At 48.7% G+C, this 23,216-nt stretch carries 14 protein-coding genes; 2 read left to right on the forward strand and 12 right to left on the reverse strand.

Going from position 1 to position 23,216, the window contains the following annotated elements:
* Positions 1-4 precede the first annotated feature (4 nt).
* The 5 genes from DWY93_RS04425 to DWY93_RS04450 all read right to left on the reverse strand — a co-directional run bounded on the left by DWY93_RS04425 (position 5) and on the right by DWY93_RS04450 (position 9,696).
* Positions 5-1,675: a formate--tetrahydrofolate ligase gene (locus DWY93_RS04425; RefSeq protein WP_117469672.1), complete on the reverse strand. Its 1,671-nt coding sequence runs from the start codon at positions 1,673-1,675 to the stop codon at positions 5-7.
* Between the two features lie 92 nt (positions 1,676-1,767).
* Complete coding sequence (locus DWY93_RS04430; RefSeq protein WP_242990522.1) at positions 1,768-5,064, reverse strand: DNA translocase FtsK; 3,297 nt, start codon at positions 5,062-5,064, stop codon at positions 1,768-1,770.
* Between the two features lie 1,094 nt (positions 5,065-6,158).
* Positions 6,159-6,653: a hypothetical protein gene (locus DWY93_RS04440; RefSeq protein WP_117469675.1), complete on the reverse strand. Its 495-nt coding sequence runs from the start codon at positions 6,651-6,653 to the stop codon at positions 6,159-6,161.
* Positions 6,654-7,289: 636 nt separating this feature from the next.
* Entirely contained in the window at positions 7,290-7,964 is a 675-nt protein-coding gene (locus tag DWY93_RS04445) for an ATP-dependent Clp protease proteolytic subunit (RefSeq protein WP_117469676.1), read from the reverse strand.
* An 88-nt stretch (positions 7,965-8,052) separates the two neighbouring features.
* Positions 8,053-9,696, reverse strand: a complete 1,644-nt coding sequence (locus tag DWY93_RS04450) for an SH3 domain-containing protein (RefSeq protein WP_117469677.1) — start codon at positions 9,694-9,696, stop codon at positions 8,053-8,055.
* Positions 9,697-10,010: 314 nt separating this feature from the next.
* On the opposite strand from DWY93_RS04450, the gene DWY93_RS04455 reads away from it, so the two are divergent.
* The gene (locus tag DWY93_RS04455; protein ID WP_117469678.1) at positions 10,011-10,577 is read left to right on the forward strand and encodes a hypothetical protein; all 567 of its coding nucleotides are present in this window, start codon (positions 10,011-10,013) and stop codon (positions 10,575-10,577) included.
* A gap of 91 nt (positions 10,578-10,668) precedes the next feature.
* Here the strand turns inward: DWY93_RS04455 and cls are convergent, their stop codons facing one another.
* Both cls and DWY93_RS04465 read right to left on the reverse strand, forming a co-directional pair.
* Positions 10,669-12,255, reverse strand: a complete 1,587-nt coding sequence (gene cls / locus DWY93_RS04460) for a cardiolipin synthase (RefSeq protein ID WP_181968016.1) — start codon at positions 12,253-12,255, stop codon at positions 10,669-10,671.
* A 97-nt stretch (positions 12,256-12,352) separates the two neighbouring features.
* Positions 12,353-13,633 carry an O-acetylhomoserine aminocarboxypropyltransferase/cysteine synthase family protein gene (locus tag DWY93_RS04465; RefSeq protein ID WP_117469679.1) on the reverse strand — a complete coding sequence of 427 codons (1,281 nt, stop codon included), beginning with the start codon at positions 13,631-13,633 and terminating at the stop codon, positions 12,353-12,355.
* Between the two features lie 317 nt (positions 13,634-13,950).
* Here DWY93_RS04465 and DWY93_RS04470 point away from each other — a divergent pair, with 317 nt between their 5' ends.
* The gene (locus DWY93_RS04470) at positions 13,951-14,472 is read left to right on the forward strand and encodes a zinc ribbon domain-containing protein (protein WP_117469680.1); all 522 of its coding nucleotides are present in this window, start codon (positions 13,951-13,953) and stop codon (positions 14,470-14,472) included.
* Positions 14,473-14,590: 118 nt separating this feature from the next.
* Here DWY93_RS04470 and DWY93_RS04475 read toward each other — a convergent pair whose 3' ends face one another.
* The 5 genes from DWY93_RS04475 to nifJ form a co-directional block, all read right to left on the reverse strand.
* Positions 14,591-15,469: a DUF368 domain-containing protein gene (locus DWY93_RS04475; protein ID WP_117469681.1), complete on the reverse strand. Its 879-nt coding sequence runs from the start codon at positions 15,467-15,469 to the stop codon at positions 14,591-14,593.
* A gap of 124 nt (positions 15,470-15,593) precedes the next feature.
* Positions 15,594-18,050: a DUF6449 domain-containing protein gene (locus DWY93_RS04480; RefSeq protein ID WP_117469682.1), complete on the reverse strand. Its 2,457-nt coding sequence runs from the start codon at positions 18,048-18,050 to the stop codon at positions 15,594-15,596.
* The gene (locus DWY93_RS04485; RefSeq protein WP_117469683.1) at positions 18,025-18,924 is read right to left on the reverse strand and encodes an ABC transporter ATP-binding protein; all 900 of its coding nucleotides are present in this window, start codon (positions 18,922-18,924) and stop codon (positions 18,025-18,027) included. Before DWY93_RS04485 ends, DWY93_RS04480 begins: the two co-directional genes overlap by 26 nt.
* The gene (locus tag DWY93_RS04490) at positions 18,921-19,310 is read right to left on the reverse strand and encodes a GntR family transcriptional regulator (RefSeq protein WP_117469684.1); all 390 of its coding nucleotides are present in this window, start codon (positions 19,308-19,310) and stop codon (positions 18,921-18,923) included. Before DWY93_RS04490 ends, DWY93_RS04485 begins: the two co-directional genes overlap by 4 nt.
* A 336-nt stretch (positions 19,311-19,646) precedes the next feature.
* The gene (nifJ, locus tag DWY93_RS04495) at positions 19,647-23,183 is read right to left on the reverse strand and encodes a pyruvate:ferredoxin (flavodoxin) oxidoreductase (RefSeq protein ID WP_117469685.1); all 3,537 of its coding nucleotides are present in this window, start codon (positions 23,181-23,183) and stop codon (positions 19,647-19,649) included.
* Between the last annotated feature and the right edge of the window lie 33 nt (positions 23,184-23,216).

The following is a 23,216-nucleotide window of genomic DNA, read 5'->3' on the forward strand; positions in this document are numbered from 1 at the left end:
TTTTTTAGAATAATCCTGTGATCTTTCCGTTCTCGTCCACGTCAATATTGTCCGCTGCCGGTTTCTTCGGAAGTCCCGGCATAGTCATGATGGAACCGGTAAGCGCAACCACAAAGCCTGCGCCCGCGCACACATACGCATCGCGCACAGTCAGGTCAAATCCTTCCGGACGGCCAAGCTTCTTCTGGTCATCGGATAAGGAATACTGGGTCTTCGCCATGCAGACCGGAAGATCGCCAAAGCCCATCTCTGTGATCTTCGCGATCGCCTTTTTTGCCGCCGGTGAGTAGCTTACGCTGCCCGCGCCGTAGATCTCCTTCGCAATGGTCTCGATCTTATCGGAGATTCCCATCTCATCCGGATATAACGGAGCGAAATCACTCGTCTTTTTCTCCAGGGTGTTTATTACCTTCTCTGCGAGTTCAATTCCGCCGTCTCCGCCTTTTGCCCATACCTCGGACAGCGCAAACTCACAGCCTCTCTCCTCGCAGAAGTTCCGGATAAATTCATACTCTGCCTCTGTGTCCGTGAGGAAAGAGTTTAAAGTAACGACAACCGGCACATGGTATTTCTGGATGTTCTCGATGTGTTTCTCAAGGTTTACGATACCTTTCTTCAATGCCTCAAGATTCTCCTCGGAGAGCTGGTCCTTCGGAACACCGCCGTTGTACTTTAACGCGCGGACAGTAGCCACGAGAACAACGGCATCCGGATGGATCCCCGCCTTGCGGCACTTAATATCAAAGAATTTCTCTGCGCCGAGATCTGCGCCGAATCCTGCCTCTGTGATCGCCACATCCGCAAGCTTTAATGCGGTTCTTGTCGCCATAACGCTGTTGCAGCCGTGGGCGATATTCGCAAACGGTCCGCCATGTACAAGAGCTCCCGTGTGCTCTAAGGTCTGTACCAGATTCGGTTTGATGGCATCCTTTAAGAGAGCTGCCATGGAGCCGACCGCGTTGAGATCCTTCGCTGTCACCGGCTCACCCGCAAAATTATACGCTACAATGATCCTTCCGAGGCGCTCCTTCAAGTCCTTCATATCCGTTGCCAGACAGAGGATCGCCATGATCTCGGAGGCAACCGTGATCACAAAATGGTCTTCGCGGACGAAACCGTCTGCCTTTGCGCCGAGTCCCACTACAATGTTTCTCAGCACACGGTCGTTCATGTCAAGACATCTCTTCCAGAGGATCTGTCTCGGGTCGATTCCAAGAGTATTTCCCTGCTGAATATGGTTGTCAAGAAGTGCTGCCAACAGGTTGTTCGCTGTCGTGATCGCATGGAAATCACCGGTAAAATGAAGGTTTAAGTCCTCCATCGGAACGACCTGCGCATATCCGCCGCCGGCTGCTCCGCCCTTGATTCCAAAGCACGGTCCGAGGGATGGCTCACGGAGAGCAAGCATTGCTTTCTTTCCGCACTTTGTCATCGCCTGTGCAAGTCCGATACTGGTTGTGGTCTTTCCCTCTCCTGCCGGAGTCGGGTTGATCGCTGTCACCAGAACGAGTTTTCCATCCGGTCTGTCCTTGATCTCCTGCCAGAGCTCATTGGAGATCTTTGCCTTGTACTTTCCGTAAAGTTCCAGATCGTCCTCAGTAATTCCATACTGGGACGCAACGGTGGTAATCGGGAGCATCTTCGTCTCCTGTGCAATCTCGATATCGGTCTTCATAATCGGTATCCTCCTTTTGTAGTAGCATATCATTTCTGTGGATCTGCGGATTCCGCAGCCGGCAGCCATTTCAATTTCAACAGCCGCAGGCTTTAGTACCCCGCTTCCAGGAATTCTTCGAACTCTTCCATGGACATCAGGATCTTCCTTGGCTTCGTTCCTTCCTCTTCCCCTACAACACCGGCCTCGGCAAGCTGATCCATGATCCGGGCAGCACGGTTAAAGCCGATCTTGAACATTCTCTGAAGCATGCCGATCGACGCTTTATCCTTCTCGATAATGAACTTGCCCGCATCGGTAAACAATGCGTCCCGCTCATTCTGTCCGCCCGCTCCTCCGGCTAAGGAGGACTGGGTCAGTTTTTTCTCGATTTCCGTGTTATATCCTGTATCCTCGTTCTGTTCTTTTAAGAACTCGGTTACATTTGACACCTCGCCGTCCGATACAAAAGCGCCCTGCACACGGAGCGGCTTCGGATAACCGGACGGGTAAAACAGCATATCGCCGTTTCCTAACAGTTTCTCTGCGCCGTTCATGTCGAGGATCGTTCTCGAATCCACGCCGGACGCAACAGAGAACGCGATCCGTGACGGCACGTTCGCTTTGATCACACCTGTGATGACATTGACGGACGGACGCTGGGTCGCGATAACAAGATGAATTCCCGCTGCCCGGGCAAGCTGTGCCAGACGGCAGATCGCGTCCTCCACCTCGTTTGAGGCAACCATCATGAGATCCGCCAGCTCGTCGATAATGATCACGAGCTGCGGCAGTTTCTTCGGAATCTGGTCCGCAGGGATATCCCCGCTCTCCGCCAGAGTCTGTACCTTCGCGTTATACCCTTTCAGGTCGCGGACATTCGAGGAAGCGAACTTATTGTATCGTTCCATCATCTCCGCAACTGCCCAGTTGAGAGCACCGGCCGCCTTCTTCGGGTCGGTGACTACCGGGATCAGCAGATGTGGGATTCCGTTATAGACGGAAAGTTCAACCACCTTCGGATCGATCATAATGAGCTTCACATCATCCGGGGATGAGCGGTAGATCAGGCTCATGATCATCGTGTTGATCCCTACTGATTTACCGGAACCAGTCTGCCCGGCGATCAGAAGGTGCGGCATCTTTGCGAGGTCTGCAATGACTACCTGTCCGCCGATGTCCTTACCCACCGCAAAAGCCAGTGTCGATTTATGATTTTTAAATTCCGGGCTCTCTAAAAGGTCACGCAGATAGACCATGCTGTTGACCTTGTTCGGCACCTCGATTCCCACAGCTGCTTTTCCGGGGATCGGCGCCTCGATACGGATATCTGCCGCCGCAAGGTTTAACTTGATATCGTCCGCCAGCGACAGGATCCGGCTCACTTTTACCCCCTGCTCCGGGTGAAGTTCGTACCGGGTAACGGTCGGCCCACAGCTGATATTCGTAACAGTGACTCCGACACCAAAGTTTCTTAATGTCTGCTGGAGCTTGATCGCCGTATCCTTAAATTCCTGTTCCGACTGCCCCGTCACGGGAGCGCCTTTCTTTAAGAGGTCAAGCGGCGGGATCATATAAGGTTTCTTCGGTTTTTCTTCCGTCTGCCGGATCTCCTTTAATACCTCGTTTCCTGCCTCTTCCCTCTCGGCTGCTTCCCGCTTTCTTATTTCCGCCTTTTTCTTTATAATCTCTTCTGTATCTGTTTCAATGACTTTTCCGGACGCGGTCACGACCTGACGGTGTTGGTGTTCTTCGGACGGTTCCTTAGCGGCAGGAGGTTCAGGGGATTTCACGTTGCTGCCGTGTGTCGCCGCATACGCGCGGCTTCCCGGCTCTGCTGCCTGAATCCAGTAGTCCTCATTTTCCACATAAGGTTCTGTATCGAGAAATTCGTCATCTGAAAGATCGCTCATGGATCCTTCTCCGGATACAGGAATTCCGGCCGTCTTTTCATTTTCTTCCGTCTCCGGGAACTCGGTTTTTTCCTCCTCTGCCGTCTTCGAAGTCTCTGCAGTTTCGTCTGGCTCTGCAATTTTGTCTGGTTTGGCATTCTCTGCACGGAGTCCGTCCGCTCTTCTCTCCGTGTCCCTTCTCATGGACTCAAAGATCTCGTCATCGTCCGCCGCGGGCTCATCTAACGGGATATCCGGGATATTGGATAAGACGGACACCTTCGGTTTTTTCTCCCAGGCCTTTGTCTCCCTTTTCTTTTCGTCCGGGAACATATCCTCATCATCAAAGGCACTCTCCCCATGACTGATAAACACGTCCTCATCCTCATGGATTCCGGCCGGGACAGCATCTTCCTCAAACGGAACGCGTTCCACATCCTTCATCGCGTCTTCTCCGGACCGGCCTTCCTTACTCTGATCCTCACTGGAAGACTCCGGATTTTCTACCGGCCTGCCTCCCATCGTGATCTTTCCTTTAAAGATATCTGCAGGATCCGGCTGCATACTTCCTGTCTCCGCCTTCGGATCCGCCGTTTCTTCTTTATATGTATCGGAAACATCTATTTCCTGTTTCGTCTCATCTGCCTCGGACACAGCCTCAGCATCCACAACGCCCATATAGCCACCGGCAATTCCACCGAAATCCGGAGTTCTCGAGAGATCGGTCGCAGCAAGATCCACGCCCTGAACGCGCTGCTCTTCCCGGAGTCTGCGTTTTTCCTCCTGACGTTCCTCGTGGAGCTCTTTTCTTCTGCTGTAGTCTTCCTTTGCATACCGATATGCCTTTCCACTTCCGCTCTTAACAGCGGACACGAAGGATTTTTCCGTGATGCACACCAGTGAGATGATCATAAATACGAGAAGGACCACATAGGCCCCGATGGTTCCCACCGCTGTGTGGAGAACCATAACAAGGACACCGCCGATCACGCCGCCGCCAAGTCCACTTACTCCGGCGGACTTATAGATGTCGAGGATCGTCTGACCTTCCCGGTATCCGCCGCCGAACACAAGCTGCGCAAGACCACAGAGCACGATCAGAAGGACTTCCACCGCGATCATCTTGTAGACTGCCCGGATATTTCCCTTATTCGAAGCGTAGAATAACAGTTCTGTGAACAACAATAACGGAGCCAGATAACCGATACAGCCGAACACGCCCAGCATGATCCGGCTGAAAAAGTCACCGAGGAATCCGCAGATATGGAAGTTGCTCAAGAATAACAGCACACATACCGCGAAGGTGCCGAGGATCACTGCCTCAGACTGTAAGAATCCGGTATCTTCCTCATACTGCGGTTTCGTTTCTCTTCTCTTTTCGGAAGCTCTCGCCCCTGTCCTTGTTGTCTTATTCTTAGGCGTCTGTGCAGATTTCTGCGTTGTCTTTGATGTGGTTTTTGTTCTCGCAGACGCCTGTGATTGTTTTGTCGTTTCTTTTTGTTTTCTGGTTCCAGCCAAGTGCTTTTCCCCCTTTAATGTCTGCATCTGTCAAAAAATGTCAATGTATCTGAAAAAATGTCAAAGCAGTCGTGAAACTTATACAATGCCAGAAGCAGATTTCGCCTTTCAATAGATCTCTGCGTCTGGAGCTGTCATTAACTGCATCTAATTTTAAACATACACGAATCCCAATATTGCATCATAATCTACTTTATCGTTTTCTTTTCGGCCTTTATTTGCCTTTTTTTATCTCTTTCAGATGCAGTTCAGTGACAGATCAGTGCAGAAGCAGTTTATAATAAAAAAAAGATTCTAAGCTATTTTTTCTATATTTAACTCGATTATTTGTGTATAATATTCATATTTATGTATTCTTATTCATTTTCGTTTCCTTGTTTAACCTGTTTTTCTATAAAATCTATTTATATACTATATTTAGTATTCTGGCATGTTTAACTTTTTCTATTTTCATGTTTTATAGGTAATCATAGCAGTATTTCTCTCTTATTTCAAGTATTTTAATATTTAAGGATGCGAATGCGGCTGGATTTTAACTGCAATTGCTTTAAATCATAGAGTTCATATGCAGAGACATTTCAACGGAAATAGGCAACTGTCTGGTCAAATCGTAGGCATTCCTGCTGCCTCTGCGGCTGTCACTTCTTCTGAACTGCGGATCAGCTCTTGATCATGATTTTAGTCCTGCTCTAGCTGCAGCTGTGATTGATTTCAGATGCAGAGGCGGAAAACATCAAACGGCCAGTTCCATTTTTCGTAAAACGCACATACTAAATAAAAAGGAGAATTATATGATTATTGTATCGATTATTCTTATTCTAATTAATTGTGTTGCACTGCCCTTATTAAGCCATTATTGCCTTAAATTCAGATGTTATTTAAAAGAACTCTATGAGTATCCATATATTAAAAGAATTTGTGATTTATTGTTTTCTTCAAAATGCATTCTCATATGGCAGCTACTATTTGGATGTACAGCTATTTGGATTATTGAAAATATAGGCTTAAAAAACAATCATTTTATAGGAAAACTATATATATTCTATGGAGCAATCCATTTAAGTATCATCTGGATATTTGGAACCATTAGAGAATTAAACCTCTAATGATAAATTTGAAAACATTTTAAATAGTTCATAAACTATCGTAATAATTAATGAAACAGCTGTCAGTGTATTGCCTATGTTATCGCTGCTTAAGAGTTTGATTTGCGAAGCTCGGTCATAAAAAACAATATAGCATATCATACACACAGGATATATTATAAGAAAGCTACATAACTTGTTGTTTAAATTTCCAACCCAACGGCTCAGCGGGCCAAGGACAACAGTAAATACAAGCGCAACAAATGCTGCAATAATTGCTATGTTTTGGAACATATAACAAGACAATCCAGCAATAAGACATGTTTCTCCTAATACTGCAAGCATCGCAAGCCATCGGTCAGCGCCCATATGTCTGAATATTTTAGGCAGTTTTTTTATAACCTCAATCAAAGAAGGTTCTTTTGGAGTTATGTTTGAGTTATCACTGATTTTTTGCCAAATATACCGATCTCCATCAACTGTAACTAAATACTTTTTCTTCATGAGTGGCCCTCCTTCTGCGTCTGTTTCTGATTATATCATAAAGAAAAAATATTTCATTACAATTCTAAAGCTTATAAAACATATTTTTATAAAATTTCAGTTATATATTTGGTTTTCTAATGAGTTATAGATAGAAAATCAATTCATTTCACCCATAATTAACTGGTTTTCAATAAAATCATTTTTGCAATTTTGATGTATATCATATGCAATCCTGATATTGGTTACCAGAATACTCTCTTCTGCTTCTGCCGCTTGCTCTGTCATCTGTTATGTCTGTGACATGCAGCTATTCTTATTTTGATCTTCATTGCTTTAGCTTCTCTGGCTATTTCAGCTTCTGCTTTCCGTTTTATAAGAGTTTTAATGCCTCTGCGGCTGTTTCTGTGTTTCTTAATCTAAATCCTCGCAAATCTCTTTCAGAGGCTTTTCATGGACAGATCAGTGGCAGCAGCAGTTTATAATAAAAAAAGATTCTAAGGAAACTTAGAATCTTTGACACTTTTTATGATAACAGCGACATTTTTCAACTGATCAGCACATTTAACTTTACGGGGCAAGTACCCCAAAATATAGTATACAAAAAAAAATGCCAAAATGCAACCGTAAGAAATTATAAGCCGAACATATTTTCGGTCAGTCGTTTTTTATCAGCACATTCAGCTTTTCGATGGCGTCCCTGATTCCGCCTTCTCCGTCGATCAGTCCGCACTCCACCGCCTCTTTTCCGACCAGAACCGTCCCGAGATCCTTCGTCAGCATCTTCGTATTGTGCATGAGCCGTTTCATTTTTTCCCGATCGATCCTGCTGTGCTCTGATACAAAGCTTATGATCCGTTCCTCGATCATTTCAAAATATTCGTAGGTCTGTGCCGTCCCGATCACCACCCCGCTCATCCGTACCGGATGAACCAGCATGGTCCCGGTGGGTACGATGAAGGAATAATCTGACGCCACCGCCAACGGCACACCGATGGAGTGGCTGTCCCCGATGACTAAGGAAACCGTCGGCTTGCTGAGGGATGCGATCATCTCCGCCAGTGCAAGCCCGCAGCTCACATCCCCGCCGATGGTATTCACAAGGATCAGGACCCCTCCGATCTTCTCATCGCTCTCCACCTTCGCAAGTTCCGGCAGAATATGTTCATACTTTGTAGTCTTCGTACTCCCGGATAGATTGTCATGCCCTTCGATCTCCCCGATGATAGATAAGAGATGGATCCTCTTACCATTCTCTTCCAGCGTCACCTGTCCGTTCTCCCGGATCCGCTCCTCCTCCGCCTTTGTCTCCTTCTGTTCCTTTTCATTCATAACAAAAAAACTCCTTTCTGACATGCCAGGTACACCCAGTATGTCCAGAAAGGAGTTCTCATATCCATTTTTATCACAATTTACCCGATCAGGACCTGTTTCCAATTACATCCACGATGCACACCGGAGTTCTGTAGTTCCAGGTAGAGATCTTGATTCCGCTTCTTCGGCTCGCTGCGTGGATGATCTGTCCATTGCCGATGTACATGGCAACATGGTTGATCCTTCCGCGGCTGCTTCCGTAGAAGATCAGGTCGCCCGGCTTCATCTGGCTCGACTTGATCCGTTTTCCGCTGTTCGCCTGGGAACCGGAGTAATGCGGAAGAGAAATCCCGAAGTTTTTCATAACCGACATGGTAAATCCGGAACAGTCAGCGCCTCTTGTAAGGCTCGTACCACCCCAGACATATGGATTGCCCAGGAACTTCATCGCGTAGTTTACGATCCGGCTTCTTAAGGAAGCACTTTCTTCCGTCGGTGAGAATTTGATCGCCTCAGACAGGGCATATCGTACTTCCACAAATTCTGAAGAAACATACGCGGAAGAAATCTCATCATTTCCATCGCCTTCTCCGCCCTCATCAAATTCGATCTTTACCCATCCGTCAAGCTGCTCCGCGACATGATACCGCTCATTCTCGGAGATCTGGGTCCAGATTTTCGCGTCGGTGGACGGCTCTGTTCTCGCGTTTAAGCGGTCCGCATGGACGATCGCCATAAGCTCCGCATGGCTCATGGCTGCTTCCTTCGCTGCGTCACCGGTCAGGATATATTCACTCTTTACATATCCGGTAATTCCACCGGAACTGATCTTATACCAGCCGTTGGCGTCCTCTAAGATCTCACATCCGGCATAGCTCGGGAGCTTTCCGATGATCTTTTCGCTCTCACCGGCGCCCGCACGGATATTTAAATAATTGGAAACATTGGATACGCCCGGGCGGTCATAGAAATTTAAGACCATCGCCTTCATATCCAGCTTGTTTGCCTCGTTCATACAGAACCGTTTTTCCGCGTAATCCGCAGAGATATAGCCGCCGGAGATCTGATACCAGCCATCTGTCTCCCCGAGAAGTTCATGAAGTTCACCCTGAAGGCATTTACCAACGATGTTTCCGTCCATAGAAGGTGTCTCACGGATATTTAAATTGTCTGCGGTAATATATACACGTTCCTTTACAAGGTCTTTCGCCGCGGTCTTTGCTTCATCCCCGGTCAGGATATATTCCGCGCTGGCATATCCCTCGACCTCGCCGGAGCTGATCTTATACCAGCCCTCCAGAGTCTCCAGGATCTCGCAGGCACTTCCATCGGAAAGTGTTCCGATCACATTCGCTGCCTCATTCGGGTCTTTCCGGATATTTAAGTAGCCTGTGACCTTCGCGATACCAAGATTCGAGTAGGAATCGATCACTTCTTTAATCTTTGCATCCGTTTCCGCCGACTCGGATTCGATCTCTGCACGGCTCTCCTCCTCTGCCTGAAGAGAAGCTTCCTCCGCACTCTCGCTCTCCGAGGCGGACTCAGATGCAGCCTGCGCCGCCGCCATTTTTCCTTTTACGGCGTTCACGGCCTTTCCGCCAAATACCACCGCCACAACGATCACTGCAAGAACAGCCGCTCCGATCACAAGGATTCCGTACTGTTCCCAGAAAGACGGTTTCCTTCTCCGCTTTCTGCTCGCCTTGTTGATAGAATCCATATAGTTTACTGTATCTTTATCATCATTCATGTGTTTATCTCCATTACTGTTTTCCGTCTTCCTGTACGATACATACGAACAATAGTGTAACATATTTGTAATAAAAAATCAAAATTTTTTCTATTAAAAAAGTATGAACGGATCCGGGGCGATTTTGTATTTTATTTAACACAATTTCAATTCATAATTGATAATATTGCCGGTTTTCTGTATAATATTTTTAAATATTTGTCCATATTGCTGTAGTTTTCCACCACCTGCAGCACGTTTCAAGACAAAGCAGCAACCCGTCCACCTCTGCATAAGTCACCAAGACTTCTCTATACCCCGGGAGGTACCAGCTCATGAAGCACTACACAAGTCCCCGCATCCAGAGAGCGCAGCTATTCCTTATGAAAGTCTCCTCCTATCTGGAGATTGTCTGCGCCCTGATCCTGATCGTCGCGATCCTGATCGCCTTTGTGCCGGTTCCCCACAACCTGTACAGCCTGTATCTCGACAATGGCTTCGATCTTTCCGATTTCATGAAGAAAAGCTTCGATCTCGTCATTGGCGTAGAGCTTTTAAAAATGTTCTGCCGCCATGACATCGACTCCATCGTCGAAGTCCTTCTCTTCTCCGTGGCAAGACAGATGGTCATCGACCACCTTGCCATCAAAGAAGCTCTTATCGGCTGTGTTGCCGTTGCGATCCTCTTCGCTGTCCGCAGGTTTCTCTTCGTACCCATTCTGGATAATCCGGATGAGCAGGAAAGAAAATTAGAAAAAGACCAGTACATCAAAGAACGGATCGCGGACGCGATCGCAGCCTACAAAAAGGAGATTGGCGCAACCTCTTTACGGGAACGCGCAGAATCATCCATCAACACAGCCGCTGCCGACCCGCTGAACGAGAAGGAAGGAAGCGAGTAGAGGAAATTCTCCTCTGCCCGCTTCCTTTTCTTTTTCTGTATGATGCCATCCGGTTCTTTCCCCGCAAGGCCGTTTTTCTCCTGCGTTCTCCCTACATCAACGGTGCGATCAGCCGCATCGCCTTTCCGCAGAACTTATGCAGTGCCGGAAGCGCCTCTACGCTCTCTTTTGTCATCCGCACGCATTTCGGCAGTGTCTCATCAAAATCTTTTTTGATCTGCTCTACCACCGGATTCTCATAAATATAAACCCCGCACTCAAAATTCAGATACTGGCTTCTGAAATCCATATTGACGGATCCAACCACAGCTTTCTCCCCATCGCTGACAAACGTCTTTGAGTGGACAAACCCCGGCAGGTACTCGTAAATCTTTACCCCCGCCTCTATCAGCTCCGTATAGTAAGAATGGGCCAGCATGAACGCTGACTTTTTATCGGGAATATGAGGCATGATGATGACCGTGTCCACCCCGCGCTTTGCCGCATAGGTCAGGGCTGTGATCATATCATCATCGAGCACCAGATAAGGGGTCATAATGTACACATATTTCTTTGCCTGATAGATAATATCCAGATAAAGCTGGTGTCCCACCGCTTCCCCGTCGATCGGGCTGTCAGAAAACGGGATCGAAAATCCGTCCATGTCAAGCTCCGGAGAATGGAAATAATCCCCGGTATCAAGATATGGGCTGTAATCAAAATCCGAATCCGGCTTTTTTGAGCAGACATCCCACATCTGGAGGAACATCACCGTAAAGTTCTTCACGGCTTCTCCCTTCAGGCGGATCGCATTGTCTTTCCAGTGGCCAAACCGGACTTTCCGGTTGATATACTCATCCGCGAGGTTCACGCCGCCGGTGTAGGCGGTATGACCATCGATCACAAGGATCTTTCTGTGATCACGGTTATTCTGGCTTGTAGAGATCGCCGGGCGGATCGGATTGAAGATCCGGCAGCGGATTCCCTTTGCCTCCAGCTCCTTCGGATAGTCGTGGGGCAGGTTGGAAAAGGAGTTCATGCCATCATAGAGGATTCTTACCTCTACGCCCTCTTTCGCCTTCTGCTCAAGGATCTTCAGGATCGAATCCCACAGGATCCCTTTTGAAATAATGAAATATTCGACAAAAATATATCTTCTGGCCTTTTGGAGCTCCTGAAGGACATCCGTATAGAACTCATCTCCCAGCGGAAAATATTTGAAGTTCGTGCGGTCCCAGGTAGGATAGCCGCCGCTTTTCTTCATATAATGGCTGAGATTCGCATTTCTCCGGCTCCTGCGGCTAAGCCGTTCATAGACAGCCGTGTCCTGCTCCAGAAAGTGGTCCGTCCTCTTCTGAACCTCGGCGATCCGTTTGGCGAAGATCTTCGTCTCCATCTGAAGCTGGACAAACACGTAGAACAAGGTTCCGAATACCGGAAACAACAGGACAGGGATCAGCCACGCCATTTTAAAGCTGGCGTTCTGCTTTTCGTTCAGAATATGGATCGTGAGGATCGCACTGATCAAAGCGAAAGAACCGTATCCCCAGGCCTGATATTTGTTATCCAGCCATACATAGATCCAGAAGAAAAACGCCAGCTGCAGCGCGATAAACAGCAGGAAGAACATAGTTCGTCCGAATACGACTCTTAAAAGACCACGCTTTCCTCTTCCCTTCATTTCATCCATTTCGATCATAAATTATGCCTCATATCTTCTGTTAGGCCTCCAGAGACTGTTTCCCCGGCGGCTTCTTGTCATCTGGTCCTCAACACAGCCTGCACATCAGGAGCATTTAATCTTCCAGTGCCTGTCTTAAATCTTCAATAATGTCATCCGCATCCTCAATTCCAACGCTGAGCCGGATCAGGGACGGATCAACTCCCGCCTCCACGAGCTGCTCATCGGTAAGCTGGCGATGGGTATGGCTTGCCGGATGGAGAATACAGGTTCTCGCATCGGCAACATGTGTGACGATGGCAACGAATTTCAGTTTGTCCATGAACTCTCCTGCCGCCCGTCTTCCGCCCTTTAATCCAAAAGAGATCACGCCGCAGCTTCCGTCCGGCATATATTTTTCAGCCAGAGCATGGTACTTATTCTCCTTTAACCCCGGATAATTGACCCATGCCACGTCCTCTCTCGCAAGCAGCCACTCCGCAACCCTCTGGGCGTTCTCGCAATGCTTCGGCATTCTCAGGTGCAGGGTCTCAAGACCCACATTTAAAAGGAAGGAGTTCATCGGGGACGGGATCGAACCCAGATCGCGCATAAGCTGCGCGGTCGCCTTTGTGATATAGGCTTTCTTACCGAAGCGCTCGGTATACACGATTCCGTGATAGGATTCATCCGGTGTGGTAAGTCCCGGGAATTTATCCGCATGGGCATTCCAGTCGAAGTTTCCGCTGTCAACGATGCAGCCGCCGACAGTCATCGCATGTCCGTCCATATATTTTGTGGTAGAATGGGTCACAATATCTGCGCCCCACTCGAACGGCCGGCAGTTGATCGGTGTCGCAAACGTGTTATCCACGATAAGCGGCACCCCATGTCTGTGGGCTATCCGGGCAAATTTCTCAATATCGAGAACGACAAGAGCCGGGTTCGCGATCGTCTCACCGAATACCATTTTTGTATTCGGACGGAACGCCTTCTCGATCTCCTCCTCCGGTGCGTCCGGATCCACCAGTGTCACATCGATCCCCTGTTTCTTCATTGTCACTGTAAACAGGTTGGAGGTTCCGCCGTAGATCGTCGCTGCGCTGATAATATGGTCACCCGCATTGCAGATATTGAAGGCCGCATAGTAGTTCGCCGCCTGTCCGGAAGATGTGAGCATCGCAGCCACTCCGCCTTCCAGCTCACAGATCTTTTCCGCTACCGCATCATTCGTCGGGTTCGCAAGTCTTGTATAGAAATACCCATCTTCCTCCAGATCGAACAGTCTTCCCATCTGTTCGCTCGTCTCATATTTAAAAGTTGTGCTCTGATAAATCGGAAGAACTCTCGGCTCTCCGTTCTTTGGTTTCCATCCGCTCTGGATGCAGATCGTTGCCGGTTTTCTCTTTTCTCCCATGATCGTTTCCTCCATTATGTCTGACATATGGACTGCGCAGGAAGCGCAGACCTGCTGAATGCTTCCATCATAGCACACTTTATCTTTCGCATCAACCTACTAAAGTCCTATAATTGTTCTGCGGTTACTGTATGCAGGCAGGAATTTTCCGATCTGAAAATTCTGTACAATACAGCGGTGGCATTGGATTTTTCCGCCGCTTCATGAATCTGGCATTGGAAATTGACTTTTTCTTCTAAAAAGATTAAAATAGAGACAATATATCGCCGCCTTTTAAGGCGGCCGTACCAATCCACTTTCGAAAGGAGTTTATTGCAATGGCATTTTTTACAGATATGAAACGCAGCCTCACCGAAACCGGGAAACAGGTTGCCCAGAAGACAAAGGAGCTTTCTGACACGGTCCAGTTAAAGACGCAGCTCTCAAGGGAGAAGGAGGCGCTGAACCGCCAGTATGCGCAGATCGGCAAAAAGGTATTCGAAGCCGCAAATGAAGCAGATGAGGAGGCCTACACCGCAGAATTCACCCTGATCCGCGAAAGCTTAAAGACCATCGACGAGCTTCAGGACAAGCTCTCCACCTTAGAAGGATTTATCCACTGTCCGGAATGCGGTGCAAAGATTGAAAAGACCTCTGCTTTCTGCAGCAAGTGCGGTGCAAAGATCGCGGAGACAAAGCCGGAGGATGACGATATCGATGTTGTCGATACAGCCGAAGCGTCCGAAACCGCCGGAGAAGAAAAGACGGATGAGACCTGCACCTGCGAGACAGTACCGGATGAGAAGTTTGAGACCGAAGCTGCTGAGACAACTGTGAACGTTACAGAGGATCAGGAATAAGCTATTTCGCAATGGCGGGACCGGTCCTGTGGGACCGGGACTAAATAAATCGAGTAAAAAGACCGTCTGTGGGCATAGGATATCTTTCCTATCATTTCCCGCAGACGGTCTTTTATATTTACCGCTCGCCCACAAATACCGTAACGAAAGCCCCGGCAGCCATGAGGACGATTCCAAATAAGATCTCCCACAGTGACAGGGAGCCGAGCTTCGATACAAGTCCCGTGTTGATAAAGATTGCAATCGGGGACGAGATCACGAGGCCTAAGATCGCGCAGAATGTCTGCACGCCGTACTTCTCAAAGAGGAACGTGATCAGCTTTGCGATCAGAAAGATTCCCAAAACCACGCCGATCCCGAACGGCGCCAGGAGCAGGATCCCGTCCTTCATGCCCGCAAGGTCAAAGGCGCGGAGATTGTCAAGGAATGTCTTGATCGTATTGATGATCGCGTAATAATAGCCGAAGATCATCAGCATCATGGAGCCGGAAACACCCGGAATTACCATTGTGGCAGAAGCCACAATACCGAGGATAAATAAGATCACCATATTCCCCGGAGTCACCGCGATCACCGTGAGGGCGTCCTTGCTCTCCTTTAAAAGCGGCATGCCGCCGGAGATCGCAAAGGCGATCACAAAGGCAAGGATTCCAAAGACACCGACCCCGCCCGAAGATACCTTTGCCCTCATGGACAAAAAGATCGCCGGAAGTCCACCGAGAATCAGGCCCACAAATGCCATACAGGTAACGAAGGTATGCTTATCGAGCAGGTATTCGATGGCGTAGGTAAAACCCACAATGCCGATTCCGGCGCCGATAATGATCGGGATCAGAAACAGGATACTCTTTTTGAATTCCCGAAACAGGCCGGAGATCGAGCCGATGAGCCGGTCATAGATACCGAGAGACACCGCCATTGTTCCTCCGGAAACGCCCGGAATGATGTTCGCGATGCCGATCATGATCCCCTTTATGATATTTCCAAAAAATTCCATGATAAACCTCCGATTTTTCTATCCATATTTCAGATTCAGGAAACGGCAAAACCCGGCAGTTCCCTGCCAGGTTTTTCCTCTCCTATTCAGACTTGTTCGATTATACATGATATTCGTTGATCTATCAATCGTTTTTCATCACTCCGATGCCTTTTCTAACAGATTTTGTACTGATTTTACTGTAATTTAACGCTTTCTCAATACACTCCGGAACCGTATCTCCCATGATCCGGTAGACCCGTTCATCCACAGTTCCATTTCCGGGGGAAAAGGCGCTGTCGGGTTTTATGGACACATCGATCTCGATTCCCATCTCATAGGTGCAGAGGCGGTTTCTGTCAAGCATGATCTCCGGCGCACTGGCGGAAAGAATCTCCTCGATCTTCCTTCGGTTCTCCTCCGACCCGTCATTTACGATGGTGATCATCTTCTGACCGCCATAAGAAACAGCCTTCAATTCCGTTTCTGCCGTCACTCCCCCGCTTTTTTCGCTGATCGGGACGTCCTCTCCTGTGACCGCATTCTCCCCGGCTGCAGTACTCTCATACTCCGTCGGATACAGGATCTTTACCTGTGTGACATCATCCGCAGAGAGCTTCGCTGTCACATCCGTGCCCGCCTGCTTTAAGAGGGCAATCGTCTTTGTAAAGGACGGATAGACCGGAACAAAGTTCACTATCTGCATATCTTCCATCTGGAATCCCTGGGAAGTATAGCCTCTCTGGCTGCTGATCGCGCCGAGATACTCATTCTCCGCCTTTGTGAGAAATCTCAGTGCTGCCACCGGAACCTCGACGGCTCTCTCATTGATGGTGAGCCCTGCCAATTCCTCCTGATACGCCGCGAGGATCTCCGCGCGGAGTGTGTCATCCGCACTCACTTCAAGGATACCACGGTCTGACAGCCAGTAGATCCCCGTGATATTCTCCGGCTGATAGGACATCACCGGATATGTGCCGTCCTTGTACTCCTTCGTCGCATAGATCTCATCCAGGGTACTGCCAAGAACGGAACGGGTGATCCGGTAAGAACGATAAACTGTCTTTCCGTTTTTCTGCCGGTAGCCTGCCTGAATATAGATCATATAGCCGCCGTCATCGCGGTAGCTGTAGGAGCTGTCGCCTTTTATCTGCTGGTTTCTCTGCTGCTTCGCGTTCTCTACCGCCTTTTCCGCAAAGGCATGGACTACAGCGTAATCGGTAAGCTTCATATTTGCGTCCGCGTAATCACTTGAATTCATATAGCGCCAACGATACGAATCACCGCTCCGGTACGGAAGCCCGCAGTCCGGCTCATTGTCAAGGTTCAGGTCGATGGATGCGGATACGAAGTCCTTTTCGTCCGGAATATAGGAATCATATCCAAAAACGTCCATCCAGAAGGCCCCCACCACCAGAATAGCTATGGCACCTCCGATCACCGTCTGGACCGGATTTGCAAAAAGCTTCGTGAAATCAAAATGATAAATGATCTCGATGAGGCAGCTCGTAAGTACAAGTCCAAGTACAAAGCCGACCGCTGCCCATACGCCGCTGTAGTAGATGCTCCATAAGAATACCGTCGTGGTCACGGTCATCGGAATGAGAAGCAGGATCTTGATCGGCGCCTGAGTCTTCTTAAATGACATGGCCTTTCCCGCCGCCTCCGACGGTCGGATCCTATAGAGGACCAGTGCGATCCCGGTGAGGATCACCGCCGCAAAGATCCCGAGCCCGCAAAGCTTTAAGAGCTCTGCGCCGCTGTCAGCGGTACTCTGCAGCTCCATCTGGATCCTGGAAAATCCATAGTCGATATCGTCATAAAACTGGTCTGAGTGGAACGCATCAAGCCCCGCGCCTGCCAGTTTTGTGAAATAGCCGATGGGGGAACCGTATTTTGCAAGCCAATACACATCGCCTTCTCTTCCCCGTGTCACAAAGAACAGGGATTTTAAGCCCTCGATCAGCAGGGAGACCGCCGGCAAATATCCGTACAGGACGCCTGCGCCGAGGATCGAGATAAAGAGATTCCCTGTGAGAAGCACCGCGATCACCATCACCACATAGATCAGGAGAAATCCGATCATATTGACCGCGAAGGAAGCAAACATCATCTTGAAAAGATCGCCCGCCGCGATCCCGTTTCCGCAGAAAATTCCAAACGCCGCGAACATGTTGATCAGGTAAGCGGCCAGAATGATCAGGAATCCGTCAAGGAATTTCACTGTAAACAGCATCTCCCTCTTCACGGGGAGGCTGTTGTAAAAATCGATCTGTTTCTTTGAGTGGAGATACAAAAATCCTGTGAGTCCGAGGATCATCGCCGCGGCTCCAACCACCATAAAAAGGGCATAGTTTTCAAAACCCAGGATCTCACCGGCAAGCCGCAGGATCTTCGTCTGACGCAGTGCCTCCGGCACCATATTCTCGTATCCGGTTCCGGAGATCAGCCATTGCTTGTACTGGTTTCCGATCTCTCCGATCCCCATGGCTGCCGCCATCGGCATCGCAAAAAACAGCGCCAGAACCGAAAAACCAATGGCCCAGAGTCTTCGCTTCAGGTCCTCCTTCATAAGTTTAAAAAATAAGTTTCTTGATGTCATATCCTGCCACCTCCGTTTCACTGATAAAGATCTCCTCCAAAGACAGCGGGATCAGCTCGAAGAACAGCGGTTCGCACGCCGCCATCTGCCGTTCTACATTCTCCCTCGCGCCGCGGACGGTGATCGTCGCAAGACTTCCCCTGTATTCTGTCTTTAAGATATCAAGCTCCGTAAGATCTTCCACTTTTATGCCGGGTTTTAAGACACACTGGATCTTGTGAATGTTTAACTTCATATCGTCCAGATCCTTAGAGAGCAGGATCCCGCCTTTGTGTAAAAGGCCGACATGATCACAGATATCCTCCAGCTCTCTCAGGTTGTGGGAGGCGATGATCGGAGTCAGATTCCGCTCCGCCATATCGCTCGCGAACAGGCTCTTTACCGCCTGACGCATCACCGGATCAAGACCGTCGAAGGTCTCGTCACAGAAGATATAGTCCGTCCCCGCGCAGATTCCGTAAATGATGGAAAGCTGTTTTTTCATTCCCTTTGAGAATGTGGAGATCTTTCTCTTTTTGTCCAGATCAAAGGACTGTAAGAGATGGAAAAATCTTGGCTCATCAAAAGCCGGGTAGATAGACTTATAAAATTTCATAAGCTCCAACGGGGTTCCGTTGGCGAAAAAATACTGGTCATCTGAGATATAAAAGAATCTCGATTTCACCGCCGGGTTCTCGTACACGTTTTCACCATCGATCAGCACTGCTCCCTCATCCGGTTTTAAGATTCCGCTGACCATGCGCAGAAATGTACTTTTTCCGGCACCGTTCGTTCCGATCAGTCCGAACACACTGCCGTCCCTGATCTTTGCGCTGATGTGATCGACCGCCAGAATATCATCAAACCGTTTTGTCAATCCACTTGTCTCAATCATGCTTCTCCACCTCCGTTCCTCTTTGCCGCTTTATACTGGATCTCTACCATATTTTTGATCTCATCGCCGGGAATTCCCACCCGGATCGCCTCATCGATCATATCACTCACCTGAAGGAGAACTTCCTTCTTCCTCTTTTCCTTCATCACTGTATTATCTGCCACAAAACTTCCCTTCCCCTTCACTGTGTAAATATACCCCTGCCGCTCCAGTTCCACATAGGCTCGCTGGATCGTATTCGGGTTGATGGACAGGTCCATCGCAAGAGCCCGCACCGATGGCAGCGGTTCATTCTCTTTCATGACACCGAGCAGCATCAGCTCCTCGAGCTTTGAAACCACCTGTTCGTAGATCGGGCGGCGGTCTTTGTAATCTAACAGAATCATAGGCATCCTCCTTTCTATGCAGCTTGCGACTTTGATGTGCAGCCCTGTACAAAAAGCGCTTATGCAAGCAAGCTTACAGCACACTTTTTCGCACATGTCCGTTCATGTCTCAACTGTATGAATACTCTTAATACACTTAATATAGTAAAAAAGACCCGTAATGTCAATGAACATCACAGGTCTTTTCTCTTACGGAATTCTTACGATACAGTACAGTCTCGTACATGCACAAATTTTCACCAACTGCCCACCGGCAATTTCTTCCGGGCACACCACCGCGCAAAAAGACCCCGGCCACAGCCGAAGCTGTTCCGGGGTCTTTCATGATTCTGTTAATTATTTCTCATCGTAGAGTGTAACTAACTTCTCAAGGTAAGCGTACTTATCCTTAGCGTTCTGCTCTGCCTTAGCAAACAGCTTCTCAGCTCTTGCCGGGTTCTTAAGTGCGAGAGATGTGTAACGAACCTCACCCTTGATGAACTCCTGGTAGTCAACGGTAGCCGGCTTGCAGTCAAGGCTGAACTTCTTGCCCTCAGCTGCCGGGTTGAATCTGAAGAGATTCCAGTAACCGGACTGAACAGCAAGCTTCTCCTCTGTCTGAGCCTTTGCCATACCCTTCTTGATACCATGGTTGATACACGGAGCGTATGCAATGATCAGGGACGGTCCCGGATATGCCTCAGCCTCAGCGATTGCCTTGATGGTCTGGTTCATATCAGCACCCATGGAGATCTGTGCAACGTATACATAGCCATAGCTCATAGCGATTGCAGCAAGGTCTTTCTGCTTAACTTCTTTACCGCCTGCAGCGAACTGAGCAACAGCACCTGTCGGAGTAGCCTTGGAGGACTGTCCGCCTGTGTTGGAGTAAACCTCAGTGTTGAATACCATGATGTTGATATCCTTGCCGCTTGCAAGTACGTGGTCAACGCCGTTGAATCCGATATCGTAAGCCCAACCGTCACCACCGAAGATCCACTGGGACTTCTTAGCCAGGAAATCTTTGTTCTTGACGATGTCCTTGCATGTCGGGCAGTCAACGTTCTCAAGAGCAGCTACGAGTTTGTCAGTTGCAGCACCGTTTGTAGCGCCAACGCTGAATGTGTCTAACCACTCCTGGCATGCAGCTTTTACTTCTGCTGTTGCGTTCTCGTTTGCAGCAACTTCCTCAACTTTAGCCTTTAAGCCATCGCGGATTGCCTGCTGAGCGAGTAACATACCATAACCGAACTCAGCGTTATCCTCGAACAGGGAGTTAGACCAAGCCGGTCCTTTGCCTGCCTTGTTTGCTGTGTAAGGTGTGGACGGTGAAGAGTTACCCCAGATAGAAGTACATCCTGTTGCGTTTGCGATGTACATTCTGTCACCGAATAACTGTGTGATCAGTTTTGCGTACGGCGGCTCACCACAACCAGCACATGCGCCGGAGAACTCAAGGAGCGGCTGTTTGAACTGGCTGCCCTTTACAGTTGTCTCTTTGAATTTATCGATTACATCCTGTTTGACGTCAAGTGTCTGGCCGTAGTTGAATACTTCCTGCTCTGCAGCGTTTCCTTCAAGCGGAACCATTGTAAGAGCCTTCTCACCCTTCTTGCCCGGGCATACGTTCGCACAGGAACCACATCCGGTACAGTCAAGAGCGGAAATTGTCATAGCGAACTTGTACTCCGGCATACCAGTCATCGGAATGGTCTTTGTGCCAGCCGGTGCCTTAGCAGCCTCTTCCTCTGTCATAGCTACCGGACGGATAACTGCGTGCGGGCAGACATAGGAACAGAAGTTACACTGGATACAGTTGTCCGGATTCCAAACCGGTACGTTAACTGCGATACCACGTTTCTCGTATGCAGCGGAACCGGACGGAGTTGTACCGTCAACATAATCCTTGAATGCGGATACCGGGAGGTTGTTACCTTCCTGAGCGTTTACAGCAGCCTGGATGTTGTTAACGAAATTGATAACATCCTCGCGGCCCTCTGTAGCGTGAACCATGTCAAGGCCTTCGTCTGCGCAGTTCTTCCAGCTCTCCGGAACCTGAACTTCTACAAGTCCCTTAGCGCCGGCGTCGATCGCTGCCCAGTTCTTCATAACAACGTCCTCACCCTTACGACCGTAAGTAGCCTTTGCAGCTGCTTTCATAAGCTCGTTAGCCTTATCAGCCGGGATGATCTTTGTTAACTCAAAGAATGCAGACTGAAGGATCGTGTTGATACGGGTCGGACCCATACCTGTCTCGATACCAAGTTTAACACCGTCGATGGTGTAGAATTTGATGTTGTGATCAGCGATGAACTTCTTAACCTGTCCCGGTAAGTGTTTCTCAAGACCCTCAGCATCCCACGGGCAGTTGAGAAGGAATGTACCGCCGTCAACAAGCTCCTGAACCATGTTGTACTTGCGGATGTATGCCGGGTTGTGGCATGCAACGAAGTTTGCTTTGTGGATCAGGTATGTGGACTTGATCGGAGTATGTCCGAAACGTAAGTGGGACATTGTAACACCGCCGGACTTCTTGGAGTCATAATCGAAGTAAGCCTGAGCGTACATGTCTGTGTTGTCACCGATGATCTTGATGGAGTTCTTATTAGCACCTACAGTACCGTCTGCGCCAAGACCCCAGAACTTACAGTTTGTAGTTCCTTCCGGAGTTGTAACAAGCGGAGCGCCTAACTGTAAGGAAAGGTATGTCACATCATCGTTGATACCGATTGTGAATCTCTTCTTCTCTGTGTTCTCGTATACAGCAACGATCTGTGCCGGTGTTGTATCCTTGGAACCAAGACCATAACGGCCTGTGAATACCGGAACCTTATCGAACTTGGAGCCCTTTAATGCTGCAACAACATCAAGGTATAACGGCTCGCCGATGGAACCCGGCTCTTTTGTTCTGTCGAGTACAGAGATCTGCTTAACAGTATCCGGAATTGCCTCGATCAGGGCTTCTGTGCAGAACGGTCTGTACAGACGAACTTTGACAACGCCGACCTTCTTGCCCTGTTTTGCAAGGTAGTCGATTGTCTCCTCGATTGTATCGTTTACGGAACCCATAGCGATGATAACGTGCTCAGCGTCAGCAGCTCCGTAGTAGTTGAACAGCTTGTAATCTGTGCCGATCTTAGCGTTTACTTTATCCATGTACTCCTGTACGATTGCCGGAAGAGCATCGTAGTACGGGTTACATGCTTCTCTTGCCTGGAAGAAGATATCCGGGTTCTGAGCGGAACCTCTCTGTACCGGATGGTTCGGGTTCAGAGCGTTCTTACGGAATGCATCAATGGCGTCCATATCAGCCATTTCTTTTAAATCTTCGTAATCCCATGTCTCGATCTTCTGGATCTCGTGGGAAGTACGGAAACCGTCAAAGAAGTTGATGAACGGAACTTTACCCTTTAATGCTGCAAGGTGTGCAACCGGTGTTAAATCCATAACTTCCTGCACGCTGGATTCGCAGAGCATTGCGCATCCGGTCTGACGACAGGCATAAACGTCGGAGTGGTCACCGAAGATATTTAAAGCGTGAGTTGCTACACAACGAGCGGATACGTTGAATACGCCCGGAAGCTGCTCACCAGCGATCTTATAGAGATCCGGGATCATAAGAAGAAGACCCTGAGAAGCTGTATAAGTTGTTGTTAATGCACCTGCTGCAAGGGAGCCATGTACGGCACCGGCAGCACCTGCCTCGGACTGCATCTCAGTAATCTGTACCGGCTGTCCGAACATGTTTGTTCTTCCATCGGTTGCCCATTCATCGGTAGCTTCCGCCATCGGAGAAGAAGGGGTAATCGGGTAGATGGCTGCTACATCCGTAAATGCATAGGAAGCATGAGCGGCTGCATGGTTACCATCCATGGTTTTCATTTTTCTTGCCATAGTTGATTTCCTCCTATAAAGTGTATAAATATG

This window comes from Clostridium sp. AF28-12, from assembly GCF_003435225.1.
GTDB lineage: Bacteria > Bacillota > Clostridia > Lachnospirales > Lachnospiraceae > Pilosibacter > Pilosibacter fragilis.